This window comes from Halorhabdus amylolytica (genome assembly GCF_004944975.1).
Lineage (GTDB): Archaea > Halobacteriota > Halobacteria > Halobacteriales > Haloarculaceae > Halorhabdus > Halorhabdus amylolytica.
In genome coordinates this window covers 147,609-162,660 of the sequence record NZ_SPQG01000001.1, presented here as the reverse complement: position 1 = coordinate 162,660, position 15,052 = coordinate 147,609, and the positions used below count along the sequence as shown (strand labels likewise).

At 60.8% G+C, this 15,052-nt stretch carries 17 protein-coding genes; 9 read left to right on the top strand and 8 right to left on the bottom strand.

Translation table 11 applies throughout. The annotated features are described in order from the left end of the window. A partial coding sequence (locus E3374_RS00830; RefSeq protein ID WP_248299357.1) for an IS5 family transposase occupies nt 1-649 on the top strand: 649 nt, incomplete at its 5' end. A gap of 383 nt (nt 650-1,032) precedes the next feature. Here the strand turns inward: E3374_RS00830 and E3374_RS00825 are convergent. Then, nucleotides 1,033-1,401, bottom strand: a complete 369-nt coding sequence (locus tag E3374_RS00825) for a hypothetical protein (protein WP_345890570.1) — start codon at nt 1,399-1,401, stop codon at nt 1,033-1,035. Between the two features lie 709 nt (nt 1,402-2,110). Here E3374_RS00825 and map point away from each other — a divergent pair. Next, nucleotides 2,111-3,007: a type II methionyl aminopeptidase gene (gene map, locus E3374_RS00820; protein ID WP_136686727.1), complete on the top strand. Its 897-nt coding sequence runs from the start codon at nt 2,111-2,113 to the stop codon at nt 3,005-3,007. 172 nt (nt 3,008-3,179) lie between these two features. Here the strand turns inward: map and E3374_RS00815 are convergent, their stop codons facing one another. Beyond that, nucleotides 3,180-3,380 (bottom strand): DUF7835 family putative zinc beta-ribbon protein, encoded by a 201-nt coding sequence (locus E3374_RS00815; RefSeq protein WP_136686725.1) that lies wholly within the window; start codon nt 3,378-3,380, stop codon nt 3,180-3,182. 240 nt (nt 3,381-3,620) lie between these two features. Here E3374_RS00815 and E3374_RS00810 point away from each other — a divergent pair, with 240 nt between their 5' ends. Continuing rightward, the gene (locus E3374_RS00810) at nt 3,621-4,160 is read left to right on the top strand and encodes an HIT family protein (RefSeq protein WP_136686723.1); all 540 of its coding nucleotides are present in this window, start codon (nt 3,621-3,623) and stop codon (nt 4,158-4,160) included. A 43-nt stretch (nt 4,161-4,203) separates the two neighbouring features. Here the strand turns inward: E3374_RS00810 and hemG are convergent, their stop codons facing one another. Further along, on the bottom strand, nt 4,204-5,466 hold the full coding sequence (hemG, locus tag E3374_RS00805) for a protoporphyrinogen oxidase (protein WP_248299356.1): 1,263 nt from the start codon (nt 5,464-5,466) through the stop codon (nt 4,204-4,206). Between the two features lie 180 nt (nt 5,467-5,646). Between hemG and E3374_RS00800 the strand changes: the two genes are divergently transcribed. The 3 genes from E3374_RS00800 (at nt 5,647) to E3374_RS00790 (ending at nt 8,957) form a co-directional block, all read left to right on the top strand. After that, entirely contained in the window at nt 5,647-6,600 is a 954-nt protein-coding gene (locus E3374_RS00800) for a cation diffusion facilitator family transporter (RefSeq protein ID WP_136686721.1), read from the top strand. A 119-nt stretch (nt 6,601-6,719) separates the two neighbouring features. Continuing rightward, nucleotides 6,720-7,487 carry an SDR family oxidoreductase gene (locus tag E3374_RS00795; RefSeq protein ID WP_136686719.1) on the top strand — a complete coding sequence of 256 codons (768 nt, stop codon included), beginning with the start codon at nt 6,720-6,722 and terminating at the stop codon, nt 7,485-7,487. Between the two features lie 87 nt (nt 7,488-7,574). Further along, complete coding sequence (locus E3374_RS00790) at nt 7,575-8,957, top strand: phosphoglucomutase/phosphomannomutase family protein (protein WP_136686717.1); 1,383 nt, start codon at nt 7,575-7,577, stop codon at nt 8,955-8,957. A gap of 137 nt (nt 8,958-9,094) precedes the next feature. Here E3374_RS00790 and E3374_RS00785 read toward each other — a convergent pair whose 3' ends face one another. The 3 genes from E3374_RS00785 to E3374_RS00775 form a co-directional block, all read right to left on the bottom strand. Beyond that, complete coding sequence (locus tag E3374_RS00785; protein ID WP_211194883.1) at nt 9,095-9,544, bottom strand: metal-dependent transcriptional regulator; 450 nt, start codon at nt 9,542-9,544, stop codon at nt 9,095-9,097. Nucleotides 9,545-9,612: 68 nt separating this feature from the next. Then, nucleotides 9,613-9,996, bottom strand: coding sequence for a hypothetical protein (locus E3374_RS00780; RefSeq protein ID WP_136686715.1), 384 nt, complete (start codon nt 9,994-9,996; stop codon nt 9,613-9,615). 115 nt (nt 9,997-10,111) lie between these two features. After that, entirely contained in the window at nt 10,112-10,306 is a 195-nt protein-coding gene (locus E3374_RS00775) for a hypothetical protein (protein WP_136686713.1), read from the bottom strand. Nucleotides 10,307-10,532: 226 nt separating this feature from the next. Here E3374_RS00775 and E3374_RS00770 point away from each other — a divergent pair, with 226 nt between their 5' ends. The 3 genes from E3374_RS00770 (at nt 10,533) to E3374_RS00760 (ending at nt 13,763) form a co-directional block, all read left to right on the top strand. Then, nucleotides 10,533-11,525 carry a 5-methyltetrahydropteroyltriglutamate--homocysteine methyltransferase gene (locus tag E3374_RS00770; RefSeq protein ID WP_136686711.1) on the top strand — a complete coding sequence of 331 codons (993 nt, stop codon included), beginning with the start codon at nt 10,533-10,535 and terminating at the stop codon, nt 11,523-11,525. Further along, nucleotides 11,522-12,574: a methionine synthase gene (locus tag E3374_RS00765; RefSeq protein WP_136686709.1), complete on the top strand. Its 1,053-nt coding sequence runs from the start codon at nt 11,522-11,524 to the stop codon at nt 12,572-12,574. The genes E3374_RS00770 and E3374_RS00765 overlap by 4 nt, the downstream gene beginning before the upstream one ends. A 142-nt stretch (nt 12,575-12,716) precedes the next feature. Continuing rightward, on the top strand, nt 12,717-13,763 hold the full coding sequence (locus E3374_RS00760; protein ID WP_136686707.1) for an RNA-guided endonuclease TnpB family protein: 1,047 nt from the start codon (nt 12,717-12,719) through the stop codon (nt 13,761-13,763). Nucleotides 13,764-14,009: 246 nt separating this feature from the next. Here E3374_RS00760 and E3374_RS00755 read toward each other — a convergent pair whose 3' ends face one another. Then, nucleotides 14,010-14,483 carry an NUDIX hydrolase gene (locus E3374_RS00755; protein WP_136686705.1) on the bottom strand — a complete coding sequence of 158 codons (474 nt, stop codon included), beginning with the start codon at nt 14,481-14,483 and terminating at the stop codon, nt 14,010-14,012. A gap of 76 nt (nt 14,484-14,559) precedes the next feature. Then, nucleotides 14,560-15,052: transcription initiation factor IIB (locus tag E3374_RS00750; RefSeq protein ID WP_136687410.1), on the bottom strand; the 493-nt coding region annotated here is incomplete at its 5' end.

The following is a 15,052-nucleotide window of genomic DNA, read 5'->3' as shown; positions in this document are numbered from 1 at the left end:
GAGCGAGATGCCACATATTCTCGGGGAGATCGGCCTCGAAGCGGCCGATCTCCCGGATCACTCGACGTTAGTCAAGTGGTTTGATAGGATCAAGACAGCAATGTGGCGAGTGCTGCTGCGCCTCTCGTCGCAGCTGCACGACCTGAGCGGTCACGCCGCCATCGACGCGACGTTCTTCGACCGAGAAAACGCGAGCAAACACTACTGCCGCCGGACGGATTACCGCGTTCAGACGCTCAAAGCGACTGCACTCGTAGATACAGAAAGCCAAGCAGTCCTGGACGTTCACTGTACGACTGAGAAACGTCACGATACACAGCTCGGCTGGCAGGTCGCCCGCCGCAACGCGGGCGACCTCACCAGCCTCGCTGCGGACAAAGGCTACGACTGGATGCAATTACGCGAAAAACTTCGCGAAGAAGGCGTGAGGCCGCTGATCAAGCATCGTGAGTTCCGGCCCATCGATCACGCGCATAACGCGCGGATCGATGGGCCTCGCTACCGTCAACGAGCGATGTCTGAAACCGTCTTCTCGACGATCAAGCGCACGCTCGGCGACGCCGTGCGTGCGCGATCCTGGTATGGCCAATTTCGAGAACTCGTCTTGATGTGTGCGGTTCACAACATCAACCAGGCAGTGAAACAGTGAAATCAAACTACGTCTGGCGATTCACCACGGCCAACTAATTTAATGATCGCTCTTGGGAAACAGATTGTTGGTAGCCCTGGCGAAATAGTCCTGTGTCCGTACGACCCCACGTTCAGCCGGTGACAATCCCGATTTGACACAGTATCGTCCGGTTCATAATGGCTATCGAATCGCAGAGGTGCGGTCCACCATTAATGCATTTCACAAGAGCGTTAATGATGCCATCACTTCATTCTGCCAGTGACAGATAAGTCCAGATCTGAACGTCTTTAGCAGAATTTTACTTTCGCAATCATACACACAAATCCCGAGAGATGGAGCCCTCAAAAAATATCTATCCAAGAGCGTAACTATTGATCGACGTAGCACTACACGAAAGTCACTTATGAGGATTTTATTGCTTGCTCGTCTGGTTTCACGGTTTCGAGATTGAACTGCCAGTACAGGACAAACATCCCGACGAACAGATCAGCCCAAAGATAGAATCCGCTACTCAATCCCCAGAGACCGACGGTTCCAATTGCCCACAATGTGAACAATATAATTGCAAATCCAAGCCAGGCTAACCGTTTCTTCTCACGTTCACGAATATGAGCGACATAAATTATTGCGCCAGCTATACCAAGTATACCCCAAAATACCGCCCGTAGTTTCGGCGACGGCCGATCTTCCCTTTCCGCCTCTCGATAGACGTACTTCCCGATAAGTGCCCAAAAAAACAGACATACCAATCCCACTGCGATCCAATACATGATCAAAGATAGCGAATGGGTTGATATGGAGTTTATGGAGCTTGAGTGGATACTTGTGCCTATCCTTGATGTAAATATTCAACTATACTTGGCCGTCGCAATATTTCCGAATACTACATATCGAATTGGAGGGCGTCAAAAAACATTTGTCATGATTAGTGTTATCAATCAAGTCATATAGCGTCAAGTCGGGTAATTCGCAGTTTACCTATCACTTAACGAAGAAAACTACGCGGACATCGACCGCAAGATTGCGACTGGGGATTTAAATCTTTCTGTGACGGCCACTATCGAATTGATACATTGGCTGTCCAACGAAGTTGGACAGTAATCTACGAGTACGGCCAGAAAGATGATTTAGTGCCCGAGTCCAGACGCTGACTCAACCGAGATAGTGCTCGACGATAATGCGATTAACGTCGACGGCACGTACGGTGGCTGATTGTAGCCATAGACACATTGACGAACGAAGTCCGTCATATCCGCCTGTTTCAAGCCCGAAAGACCGAAAGAGTGCTCATTTCCTTTGCGAACCCCGACAAAAGTACGGTCTCGGACACACCATGGATCTTGTCGATGACGACTATTATTGATCTTGTATTCAAAACTGCCAGTCCAATCGGATTCGCCCTCCATTCACGGATCAATCCGTCGGGCGAAATCAATAGCGACCAGCAAACACTTTCATCCCGCGGCCGATAGACCGGGTATGAGCGACGTGGACCTCGACGCCGAGAAGTACGAGAAACACCGGGAAGCGGGCAAGATACTCGCGGACGTACGGGACGAAGCCGCGGAGATGGTCGAAGTCGGGGTCGACCACCTCGATGTCGCCCAATGGGCCGAAGACGAGATCAGGGATCAGGGGGGAAAACCGGCCTTTCCGGTCAATATCAGTATCGACGAAGAAGCGGCTCACGCGACGCCGGGGATCGACGACGAGACCACTTTCGGCGAGGAGATGATCAACCTCGACATCGGTGTCAGCGTCGACGGCTGGCTGGCCGACACGGCCGTGACGGTCGACCTCTCCGGCCAGGACGAACTCGCCGAAGCCTCCGCGGAGGCGCTCGATGCGGCACTCGATATCGTCGAGGAGGGAGTCGAGACCGGTGAAATCGGCCGCGTCGTGGAAGAGACTATCGAAGGGTATGGCTTCAACCCGGTGGTCAACCTCACCGGTCACGGTCTCGGCCAGTACGAACAGCACACCGAGCCGAACATTCCCAATCGGGCAGTCAGTCAGAGCGTCACCCTGGAAGCCGGTGACGTCGTTGCGATCGAGCCCTTCGCCACTGACGGCAGCGGCAAAGTCAGAGAGGGCAGTGACGAGGAAATCTTCGCTCTCGACCGGGAGAAGTCCGTCCGCGATCGTGGGGCACGACAGGCTCTCGAACAGATCGTCGAGGAGTTCAAGACGCTGCCGTTCGCGACGCGGTGGCTGGACGTTCGCCGCCCGAGTATGGCGCTCAAGCGCCTGAAACGGGCTGACGCTGTCCACGGCTATCCCGTTCTCAAAGAGGAGGAAGAAAACTACGTTAGCCAGAAGGAACATACCGTCATCGTGACCGAGGACGGGTGTGAAGTGACGACCCGGAGTCGGTAGCAGCGAGATCGAGTGAGCGAAGCGAACGAGATCTCGTTGAAAGTGAACGGTGAGGGGAGCGAACCGTGAACAGCGAGGCCGACCGAAGGGAGGCCTCGAAACAAGCGAGCGGTGAGTAAAACGAACCGCGAGTAGCGAGATCGAAGCGACCGGAGAGAGCGAGACCTCGACATCAGGCGTCGTTCATGCGTCGTTCCGTCCGCCGACCACAGTCGAGGCACTCGCTCACCCGATAGGGTTCCCGCGAGTAGGCTGCGTTGGCCGTCGTGTCGCTCTCGGTCACCAGCGTGACCGAGACGTCGTGGGGGCGCTCGGCCCTGCAGGTCGGACAGTACTCCGCCATTCTGTCGGTCGGTTCCGGTGTGCTTGCCATCTCGTTTCGGAGAACGCACGATTATACAATAAAAAGATACGTCCGTTTCGTCCGTTTATCGCGGTACGCGGGTACGATTGGGCGTGATACCGGAGTAGCGGCCCCGATTTCGTTTATCGAACCCGTCCCGTGCGTTTCTGCGGGAAAACTGAATCAAACTGCCGAAAGATTCAACTGAAGGGATCACGGCTCGATCGTTCGGAACGGAATTCATTAAACGCCGCGGCGGCGTGTGCGAACATGGACCAGGTCTTCGCGCCGTGGCGCATCGAGTGGGTCGAGCGTCCGGAGAAGAACCCGGACGTCGGGGGCTGTGTCTTCTGTGAGCTTCCGGAGCGCGGGAACGACCGCGAGAGTCGGGTAGTCGCCCGGAGCGACCACGCCTACGTCCTGTTGAACAACTACCCGTATAACCCGGGCCACACGATGGTCATCCCGGATGCTCACGGCGGCGAATACGAGGCACTCGACGACGAGGCATTGCTGGACCACGCTAGACTCAAGCAGCGGACGATCGACGCCATGGACGCCGCGTTCGACCCCGACGGCTACAACGTCGGGCTGAATTTGGGTGGAAACGCCGCCGGTGGGTCGATCGACGATCACCTTCATACCCACGTTGTCCCGCGGTGGGCGGGGGACAACAACTTCATGGCCGTCATCTCCGAGACGAAAGTCATCGTCGAGGCGCTCGAGGAGTCCTACGACCGTCTCCACGACGCCTTCGCCGATCAGGAGGGGGCAACAGTCGACAGTAGGGACGACGCCGTCCGGTTGTAGCGGACACTCCACGAGGTCATAGACGGGATGGACGAGCGGCCGATCAGTCTTCGAGAACAGACGCCGCGGTTTTGCGCCCGTCGGTGATGCGCCCGATCAGTCCCGCACGCGACGTGAACGCCGAGCAGATCTCGATACCCTCGGGGAGGGAGAGGTCTTCGAGTGCCTCCCAGGAGCGGTCGTAGGCCGGCATCCCCGGGCGGAGGACGTTCACTGAGAGCACCTCGGCTTCGGCGCCAGTGATCGTCTCGAACTCCCTGGCCGCTTTGCGCCCGACAACGCTGCGGTCGGCGTCGAGGAACGTCGGGTCGCCGCTTCCGACGTAGGAGGTGAAGACGCCGTCCCGGCCGAGCATGCTGGCGTTCCAGGTACTGCCGTCCGTCCGGAATCCGTCGTCGATGACGTGAAACCCGTGGCCGGTCCCATCGAAGGACGAACGGAGGTGGACGACGCCGAGCGGGTTGTACGAGAACCGTTCGACGACTTCGGCCGCCTTGTCGTCAACGTCCGTGAGCAGTGCGGCCGTGGTCGGTGCCGGCGTCGTGAACACGACTGTCTCGGCGGCAACCGTCTCACGATCGGTTTCGACACGGAACGATTCACCGTCCCGTCGGACGTCCGTGACCGGCGTTTCCAGATGGATCGACTCTGCGTGAGCCTCGTACATTGCCTCCGGGAGTCGCCCGAGGCCGTCCTCGAAGGAGATGATCGGCGGCGTCTCGACACCCTGGAGCAACTTCTTCAGCATGAAGACCAGCAGACTGCCCTCGACGCCGAAGCGATCCAGTGCCTTCCCAAGCGAGTACTCGACGTACATCTCGTCGGCATCGGTACCGTAGAGGCCGCTGTAGAGTGGCCCCGCGAAGCGCGTAGCTACTTCCTCGCCGAACTTTCGCGTGAGGAACGCCTCGACGGTCTCGCCAGGTTTCGGCCCCCTGGTGAGCGGTTCCAGCAGGACGCGGGCCTTGCCGGGCCAGGAGAGGAGATCAGTCGTGATCGCGTCCCGGGCGGACAGCGGCATCGGCCGGAGGTCGCCGTCGTAGTAAGCGTAAAGCGACTGGTCGTCGTCCCCGTAGATCAGTTCGTCCCCGAGGTCAAGCGTCTCGACCAGGGACTGGACCGGTTTCGAGAGGCGCAACCGCTGGGGACCGTGTTCCAGTACATGACCGTCGACCGTCGTTGAGCGGACGATCCCACCGGGTTCGTTCGACGCCTCGAACGTCTCGACCTCAGCGCCCTTCGAGGCGAGGAAGTGCGTTGCCGAGAGGCCGGACATCCCCGCGCCGACGACGGCGACGGTCACCATACCACCCCTGTGGGACACCCTGTCGAACTGACCGGTAAAGGACGGACGAAGTGCATAGAGGAACGTCGAAGTCGTCGTATTAAGTCCCGTTGGAACGGTCCGACCGAGACGCACCCGTGTGTCGGGAGAAGTTCCCGGGAACACGAAGTCACTTTACGGACCGCTGCCAACCCCTTTCCGATGACACGACGGGGGACGCTCCGGCGGGTTGGCCTGTTGTTGTTCGGAGCGAACCTGCTTCTGTTCATAGTGAAAGGTGCCGTCGCGCTCGAAACGGGGAGTTTCGCCGTCGAGTCCGAGGCGATCAACAGCCTCGCGGACTCGGTGTACTCGCTGGTGATCGTCGCGGGTCTGTACCTCACCACCCAGCCGCCGGACTTCGAGCATCCACACGGTCACGAACGCATCGAGCCGTTCGTGTCGCTGTTCGTCGCCGTCGGTATCTTCGCAGCCGGCGCGCTCGTGATCTATCAGTCGGGAACTGCCCTGCTTTCGGGCGCAGTCGATCCGGTCGAGAGTCCGGCCGCTATCGCGGTTCTTGTCTTCTCCATCGTGGCGAAACTCGCGTTGTACCGGTACTGTCTCCGTATCGGCCAGGAATGGCAGTCCCCGGCGCTCGTCGCGACGGCCCTGGATAACCGCAACGACGTGCTGACGGCGGGTGCCGCGCTGGCCGGCGTCGTCGGTGCATCACTTGGGTTCCCGCTACTCGATCCCCTGGCGGCGATGGTCGTCGCAGTCGGTATCCTCCATACGGGTGTCGAAGTCGTCCGAGACAACGTTAACTATCTCGTCGGGGCAGCACCTCCCGAGGAGCTCCGGGCCGAGATCGTCCGACGGGCACTCGAACATCCCGAAGTAAAGGGTGCCCACGACGTGATCGCCCACTACGTCGGCCCGGAGATAGACGTCAGCCTCCACGTCGAAGTCGAGGGCGACCGGACGCTCCGTGAGGCCCACGACATCGAAACGGCAGTCGTCCGGGCCGTCGAGGACCTCGAAACTGTCGACGACGCGTTCGTCCACGTCGATCCCCGGGAACTCGGCGAGTGGAAATCCGACGAACTCGTCGATCGCTACGCCGCGCTCGGCGACACTACCGAGACTGATACCGGGAGTTCGACTGACGAGTGATCAATCTTATCTCGACTCGATTGATTCTTTTTCTTCTTCAAAACCCAAGGTCGAAATTCATATGCTGACAAAGGGGCAAACATATATTACTATTTCTCTCGAACCTTGGGATGAAGCATATGGCCCTACTCGAAAACCAGGTCGCGGTCGTCACGGGCGGATCGAGTGGCATCGGCCGGAACATCTGTGAAACCTTCGCGTCGGAAGGTGCAGCGATCGTCAACGCCGACATTCGGGAGGAACCACGGGAAGGTGGGACGCCGACCCACGAGTTGGTGACCGAGGAGTACGGTGTGGACGCCACGTTCGTCGAGTGTGACGTCTCCGAGAAGGCGGATCTAGAGGCGGCCGCCGACGCGGCCGAAGAACTCGGTGGTCTCGACGTGTGGGTGAACAACGCCGGTATCTTCCGCGGCGAAGAGTTCACGGAGGTCACCGAAGACGAACTCGATCAGATGATGGACATCAACGTCAAGGGTACGTACTTCGGTGCCCAGGTCGCCATCGAGCGGATGGTCGAGTCCGACGGCGGGAGTCTGATCAACCTTTCCAGCGTTGCCGGCCTGGAGGGATCCGGGGACTTCGTCTCGTACTGTTCGTCGAAGGGGGCCGTCCGACTGATGACCTACTCGCTTGCGGACAAGTACGGGCCGGAGGGCGTCCGGGCCAACGTGATCCACCCTGGCGTGATCGAGACTGAGATGGTGACCGACGACGTGCCGATCATCGGCGGCGAGAGCGAGGAGGCGTTCCGCCAGCAGGTGCCACTGCGACGTTTCGGCGAACCCCAAGATATCGGAAGCGCGGCCCTGTTCCTCGCCAGCGACATGAGCAGCTACGTCAACGGCGAGTCACTGGTCGTCGACGGCGGTCAGACCAACACCTGATCGGTACGCCGACGCCGAGGAACGTCGGCGTCGCAAGTACCGACTCGGATCGGCGCGTTTTTTAGCCCCGACTCGGCAGAGACACACATGGATACGCCCATCGAGTTCGGTACTGACGGATGGCGGGCTACCCTCGACACCTTCACCGCGCCGCGGATCAGGATGGTCGCACAGGCTGTCGCCGACTACCTGCGCGAAGAGGCGGATCACGCCGGTGACACCATCGCCGTCGGCTACGACGCTCGGGAATCCTCCCCCGGCTTCGCCGAGGACATCGCTGACGTGTTGACGGCCAATGGCTTCGATGTTCTGGTCCCCCAGCGGGACTGTCCGACGCCCGTGATCGCCTGGACGATCGTCGATCGGGACCTGGCCGGCGCGCTGATGCTCACTGCCAGTCACAACCCCCCGGAGTACAACGGCGTGAAGTTCATCCCCGAGGACGGCGCCCCCGCCCTTCCTGAAGTGACTGAAGCACTCGAAGATCGACTCCGGGAACCTGACCCGTTACCGGAGGATGAACACGGCGAGATCAAGGAGGAAGACCTCTTCGAACCGTATTACGATCACGCTCTCGACTTGCTCGAACCGGACCTGGAGGATCTCACGGTCGTCTACGACGGGATGCACGGCAGTGGTCGGGGCGTGACCGACGACCTCCTCGAGCGGGCGGGTGCGACCGTCCATCGACGTCGCTGTGAGCGGGATCCGGAATTCGGCGGCACGCCCCCGGAACCTTCCGCGGAGAATCTCGAAGCGCTGGTCGCTAACGTCGACGAACGCGACGCCGACCTGGGCGTGGCCAACGACGGTGACGCCGACCGGATCGCGGTGGTGACGCCCGAACGTGATTTCCTCGACGAGAACCTCTTTTTCGCCGCGATCTACGACTATCTGCTGGAGACTGATTCAGGCCCGGCAGTCCGAACCGTCTCGACGACGTTCCTGATCGACCGGATCGCCGAGGCCCACGGCGAGACCGTCCACGAAGTCCCGGTGGGGTTCAAGTGGATCGCCCAGGGGATGGCCGAGTACGACGCCCTGATGGGCGGCGAGGAGAGCGGCGGCTTCTCGATCCGCGGACACGTCCGCGAGAAGGACGGTGTCCTGATGGCGCTGGTCGCGGCTGTCGCGACGGCCGAGCGGCCGATCGACGATCGGATCGACGCGTTGCTGGCCGAACACGGCGAGATCCACCAGGGGCGGCGCAATCTGGACTGTCCCGATTCGGAGAAAGATCGTGTTATCGGGACGATCGGCGATCGGCTGCCGGAGTCGGTTGCGGGCGTTCCCGTCGAGGAGGTTAACGATGCCGATGGGTTCAAGATCCTGCTGGCCGACGGATCCTGGCTGCTCGCCCGACCCAGCGGGACCGAGCCGAAACTGCGGATCTACGCGGAGGCTGAGAGTGAACGGCGAATGGAGGAACTACTCGAGGCCGGCGTCGACATCGTCGAGCCTATCATTTGAGTCCGCTGGCCAGCACCGAGCGCGGTGCTCAGTCTGTACTGACGGATCGGGCGCTCATACGGACTATTGTAGTGATTTACCGGTATCCGTCGACCCCCAGGTCGGCGTCATTCGGACATAATCTACAATAATCCGTCTCAGTCGGCTCCGGCAGAGAGGTGTTCGCAGTGCTGTGCCTCCGCGTCATAACAGTCCGGACACTCTTCTCGACGCTCGACGTAACGAGTCAGTCGTGTGGCCACGTCGTCACTCAGGGTGTGTTCGAGGCGGCAGGCCTCGTCGTGAAATCCCTCCGTCACGTCCAGTCCCTCGACCAGGAACCGTTCGATCAAACAGTGTTTGGCGAGCAGGTCGATAGCGCGTTCCTCGCCGTCGTCGGTGAGTGAAGCGCCGCGTCGCTTCTCGTATTCGAGCAGGCCATGGTCTTCCAGGCGGGAGAGCATCTGCGTGACGCTGGGGGGTGAGACGCCGAGTCGATCCGCAATGTCTCCCGTCCGAGCGGGGTCGCCGCCGCGCGAGAGGAGGTAGATCTCCTTGAGATACATCTCCACACTCTCGCTGACCGGGGAGTCGCTGTGGTGGCTCACTGTGGGCTTCGTTTGGCGTGTCGACGTAAAATACTCCGGGGGTCCGTGCCCGGAAACTGCTTGCTCGATCAACGCCCGCCGCCGATCCATTCCCGTGCCCCCGCTTCTAACCCGAGTGCCAGACCGACGTTGACGGCCGTCAGCCAGCTGCCAACGACGAACAGACCCAGTGCGAGGCGGAGGTCAGCCGAAATCGGCAGTGTCGGACTGATTCCGAGGGTCGCTGCCAGCGCCATCAACCCACCGGCGGCACCCGACCAGCGTGCCGTTTCCCAGTCGTCGGATCGCCCCGTCTGTGGCACCAGATAGTCGATCGAGAACCCCGTTCCGAGTGTCCAGAACAACACGATCACGCCCACGAACAGCGGATCGGCGACTAGCCAGACGTACGTCCCGATGCCGATCGACACACCGAGAGATAACGAGAGTATCCACTGGAGCAGACGGTTCATACACCCCGCTGGTGGGCCCACCCAATAGTCACTGTGGTCGAACGCGTCGTCGTGGTAATTCGGGTCGGGCACCAGTCGATGATCGAGGAGGGCTCGACAGCCTAACGCAACCCGATCAAGCCCGCGTTGGAGCTTCGATCGGCTGTGGATGGACGGTCACCCGCCAGACGTGGCCGCACGTCTCGTCCCCACATTCGTACCCCCGCGTCCCGTCACTGGCCCCAACGTGCTCTCCCACCGACCCACACTTCGGACAGTAGGCCGCCGGCCGGCCGGTCATGTTCGTGTTCCCCACGGTTACAGTCAGCATAGAACAGATGTTACATGAACGTTTTGATTCATCTCCGGACAGTTACCTCAACGTTCTCACGTCGATACCCGATCGAACGTCTCCTCTTGACTGGTCGAAAACAGACGGACAGTCGGCGACGACAAACTGCGTCTATTCGACAGTTACTCGATGCCATCCCTGTAATTACCCAGGGGCATTTCTACGAATAGGAAATATTAAGCCCCGTCATTTCCTAGGCCTGCCAATGCCAGAGGTAGTAGCGACCACGCCGGGACTGTATCCCCTGCCGGACTGGGCGAAAGACGACCTCGCGGACCTGAAAGGTCACCAGCGAAGCGACCTGATTCGCGGCGACGAGGGCGGCGAGATCGCTGCCGCGTACGATCGGGCTCGCGAAGAAGTCCTACAGACCCAGCAGTCGGCCGGACTGGATCGGATCGTCGAGGGACAACTCAGGTGGGACGACATGCTCGCACACCCCCTGGCCGTCCACGACAATGTCGACACGCGCGGGATCGTCCGCTATTACGACAACAACAACTTCTACCGCGAACCCGTGATTGCGGGCGAACTCACGCCGGACGGTGATGTGGCGACCGAACTGGACGCGGCCGCCGAGACGGTTCAAGGAGGACTGCAGGCCGTCCTGCCTGGACCGTATTCCCTCGCGGACCTCGCGACCGACGAGCACTACGGCGACGACGCCGCACTGCTCGATGGCGTCGCCGAGTTCCTGGCCGGCGAGACCGACGCCTTTCCCGACATCGAGACGCTGTACCTGCTTGAGCCGTCGCTAGTGGCCGAGCCGCCGGAAAACGGTGCCGAGGAGCGCGCCAGCGAGGCGATCGACGCCGTCGCGAGCGCGGTCGACGCCGACGTCGTCGTCCACACCTACTGGGGCGCTTTAGAGGAGAAGGTACACGCCTATCTGCTGGACGCAGATATCGACGCCGTGGGCTACGATCTGGTGAGCGACCACGAACAGACGCTGTATAACGTCAACGAGTACGGGACCAAAGACGACGTCTCCCTCGGGCTCGTCGATGGACAGAACACGCTCGTCGAGACGCCCGCCGAAATACGGGAGCGTATCGAGTGGTTCCTCGGCGAGACGACCAACGACTTCGGGACCGTCTATGCGACGCCCAACACCGAGTTGTTCTACCTGCCAGTGAACAAGTTCGAATCCAAGCTCGAATCGCTTGCGGAGGCCGCAACTGAGGAGGTGACAGCATGAGCGACACGCGCGAACAGTTCCGACCGGACGATCACGACAACGAGCACTTCCTGTTGACGACCGTCGTCGGCTCCTACCCGAAGCCGAAGTGGCACGACCGTGCCCGGGAACTTTTCGAGGACGACGGGGCAGATTTCGACGAAGAGGAGTGGGAGGAGTCCAAAGACGACGCTTCGCGACTCATCACGGACGAACACGAGCGTGCGGGACTGGATGTCGTCACCGATGGCGAGATGCGCCGTAACGAGATGGTGGAGTTCTTCGCCAAGCGCATCGACGGCTACGAGTTCAACGGCCGCGTGAAGGTCTGGGGCCACAACTACTTCGACAAACCGAGCGTCGTCGACGAGGTCGACTACGGCGAGTCCTGGCTCGTCGAGGAATACGAGTTCACGTCCGACGTGGCCGACGCGCCCGTCAAGGTCCCCATCACGGGTCCCTACACGCTCGCGTCCTGGAGTTTCAACGAGGTCTACGACTCCGAGGAGGAACTGGCATACGCGCTGGCGGACCTCGTCAACGAGGAGATCGAGGCCCTGGTCGATGCCGGCGCTCGATACATTCAAATCGACGAGCCGGCACTGGCGACGACGCCTGACGATCACGCGATCGTCGGTGAGGCCCTCGAACGCATTGCCGAGGACGTGCCCGAGGACGTCCGCCTCGGACTGCACGTCTGTTATGGCGACTACTCGCGGATCTACCCCGAAATTCTCGACTTCCCAGTCGAGGAGTTCGACCTCGAACTTGCCAACGGCGACTTCGAGCAGATCGACGTGTTCAAAGAGCCCGAATTCACGAAAGATCTCGCGATGGGCGTCGTGGACATCCACACTCGCGAGGTCGAATCCGTCGCACAGATCAAGGAGAACATCAAGAAAGGACTCGAGGTCGTCCCGCCCGAACGGCTGACCGTCTCGCCGGACTGCGGCGTGAAGCTGCTTCCCCGCGAGGTCGCCTACGAGAAGATGGCGAACCTCGTCGAGGCCGCCCGCGAAGTCGAAGCCGATCTCGACGACGGAACGATCGACGTGCCGGCTCGCGAGTAACGCTCTTACAGTGGTTGCGAGGCGAAAGCCCACGGCTTTAGCCGTGGGATGAAGCCGACAACTGGGAAGCAAACCACGGGTGTCGGCCTGCCCGATATTCCCACGTTTTAAGACCGCCCAGATATACGTTACAATTGTAACCGTGGTCACGACGACCGTCACCACGACGTTCCACAACCCATCCCGTCAGCGGCGCAGGGAGTGGCAACGCGCCACCCACCTGTACCGCAACACCAAGCAGTTCTGCATCAACGGGTGGGAAGCCGACGAGTTCGGAATGAGCGTGACCACGGCCAGTATCGACAACGACCTCTATTCGGCCATCCAGAATCAGGCTATCCGCGAAGCCAAATCCGACTACAAGAAGGACGGCATCGTGGAATACCACGCCAGCCAGCCGTTCGCGGTCAACAACCAGAACTGGGAGATTGACCGCACCGAGAACGGTTCCGTTGTCGTCGGATTCCCCTGTATCTCGGGGTGGTGGTACACGCCTATCGACGTGTACGACGACATAGCCGACGACGTTGCCCGGCTCGTGGACGGTGAAGCTGACAAGTCCCGGTTGCAGGTGTACCGCCGGGGCGACGACTGGTTCTGTACGTTCACCGTCGAGTACGACGCCGAAACTGGTGACGAGACGGCAATCGGCGTGGACATCGGCCACAACCACCTGCTCGCCGCCGACGCTGAAACGGGCGAGTCGATGCTGGTGTCCGGTCGTGAGGCGAAATACATCCGCCGCAAATATCGTTCCCTACGCGAGTCGCTTCAAGAAGCGGGTGCGCTTCGCGCACGCAACCGCGTGGGTAACAAAGAGGAGCGGCGGATTCGTGACTGCAACCACAAAGCCTCCCGTCGCCTCATTGACTGGGCGCAACAGTTCGAGAATCCCGTGCTGAAAATCGAGGACTTGGAAGGTATCAGAGAGGGAAGCGACTGGCGTGGTGTCCACTCGTGGCACTTCCACCAGTTGCAGGAGTTCATCGTCTACAAAGCCGAACAAGCCGGGATTCGCGTCGAAGAAGTTGACCCGTTCGAGACGAGTCAACGCTGTTCGGCCTGCGGTGCCGAAGGCTCGCGCGACGGCGACCACTTCTCGTGTTCCGAGTGCGACCGTGGCCGCCATGCCGACCTGAACGCCGCCGAAAACATCCGTCAACGGGAGGGTGAACCATGCACGGCCTAACAGTTCGGCTGAGGCGAACCGTGCGGCCTCGTGGACTGAACACTCCACCGTCTGCTTCGCAGACGCCCGGCGTGACCGGGGAGGAAGGCCGCGTTGACCCGGCTGTACGCGCTGGAAAGCACATCCGGGGTCGTAACCGGACGGCGACCGCTGACGCGGGACGTGAAAGCGTACTTCACCGCCGAGGAAACGCGCAACCTGAATATCCCCTTCGGGGAATCCCACCCCTTTAGGGGTGGGAGGAGGTCAACGCTCGTCCACTGCTTCGATCGCCCGTTTGCCGATCTCGACGACGTCACTCGGCAGTCTGTCACTCGCTTGCTCCAGATCGGCCGGCGAGAACCATTCCCAGGCCTCCGGGGGTGCCTCGCCGTCGCTGGGATCTATCTCCCGGCTCTCGAGTTCCCCGTAGAAGATGAAGTCGACGTGCTGGTGACCGACCTCGCCGTCGTGGACGTTGATGTCCTCGAGCAGGAAGTGCTGTGGCTGTGGGATGCTTTCGGCGGTCGCCGAGGAGAGGTCGCCCTGTGGCGCGACGAGGTCGGGTTCGAGACCGAGTTCCTCAGTCACCTCCCGGCGGGCGGCGATGTGGGGGAGTTCGTCACGGTCGATGTGTCCGCCGGGCGGTAGCCACATGTCGAGTTTGTCGTGTTCGTGTAAGGCCGTCTCGCCGTCGTGGACAACGTAGACCGTCGCGACGAAGTGACGCGTCGTCTCCATGGACGCCTTCGAGAATGCGGGAGAGTTCAACCTGCCGATCGGGGCAGCCACGCCAAAAATCAGATTCGGGGCCGAATCAGGCCGTTCTGATGCCTTCCTTGGCTTCCAGGAGTTCGTGATACCGGTTTCGGATGGTGACCTCGGAGATGTTCGCGACCTCGCTGACCTCGTTCTGGGTGACTTTCTCGTTGGCCAGCAGCGAGGCGGCGTAGACGGCCGCGGCGGCGAGTCCGACGGGACTCTTCCCCGAGTGGACGCCCTCCTGTTTGGCGTTCTCCAGTAAGTCCCGGGCGTGGCGTTCGGCTTCCTCGCTGAGGTCGAGGTCCGAGGCGAAGCGGGGAACGTAACTAGCGGGATCTGCGGGCTTCACTTCCAGGCCGAGTTCCCGGACCACGTAGCGATACGTCCTGGCGGTTTCGTCCTTCTCGACGCGGGAAACGTTGTTAATCTCGTCGAGACTCCGCGGGGTACCAGCCTGTCGGGCGGCGGCGTATAGCGAGGCGGTGGCGACACCTTCGATGGAGCGGCCGGGGAGGAGGTCCTCGTCCAGGGCGCGGCGATAGATGACG

Coding starts and splice junctions, on each gene's coding strand:
- E3374_RS00825 (WP_345890570.1), bottom strand. CDS start 1,401: ATGTATTGGATCGCAGTGGGATTGGTATGTCTGTTTTTTTGGGCACTT.
- map (WP_136686727.1), top strand. CDS start 2,111: ATGAGCGACGTGGACCTCGACGCCGAGAAGTACGAGAAACACCGGGAA.
- E3374_RS00815 (WP_136686725.1), bottom strand. CDS start 3,380: ATGGCAAGCACACCGGAACCGACCGACAGAATGGCGGAGTACTGTCCG.
- E3374_RS00810 (WP_136686723.1), top strand. CDS start 3,621: ATGGACCAGGTCTTCGCGCCGTGGCGCATCGAGTGGGTCGAGCGTCCG.
- hemG (WP_248299356.1), bottom strand. CDS start 5,466: ATGGTGACCGTCGCCGTCGTCGGCGCGGGGATGTCCGGCCTCTCGGCA.
- E3374_RS00800 (WP_136686721.1), top strand. CDS start 5,647: ATGACACGACGGGGGACGCTCCGGCGGGTTGGCCTGTTGTTGTTCGGA.
- E3374_RS00795 (WP_136686719.1), top strand. CDS start 6,720: ATGGCCCTACTCGAAAACCAGGTCGCGGTCGTCACGGGCGGATCGAGT.
- E3374_RS00790 (WP_136686717.1), top strand. CDS start 7,575: ATGGATACGCCCATCGAGTTCGGTACTGACGGATGGCGGGCTACCCTC.
- E3374_RS00780 (WP_136686715.1), bottom strand. CDS start 9,996: ATGAACCGTCTGCTCCAGTGGATACTCTCGTTATCTCTCGGTGTGTCG.
- E3374_RS00775 (WP_136686713.1), bottom strand. CDS start 10,306: ATGCTGACTGTAACCGTGGGGAACACGAACATGACCGGCCGGCCGGCG.
- E3374_RS00770 (WP_136686711.1), top strand. CDS start 10,533: ATGCCAGAGGTAGTAGCGACCACGCCGGGACTGTATCCCCTGCCGGAC.
- E3374_RS00765 (WP_136686709.1), top strand. CDS start 11,522: ATGAGCGACACGCGCGAACAGTTCCGACCGGACGATCACGACAACGAG.
- E3374_RS00755 (WP_136686705.1), bottom strand. CDS start 14,483: ATGGAGACGACGCGTCACTTCGTCGCGACGGTCTACGTTGTCCACGAC.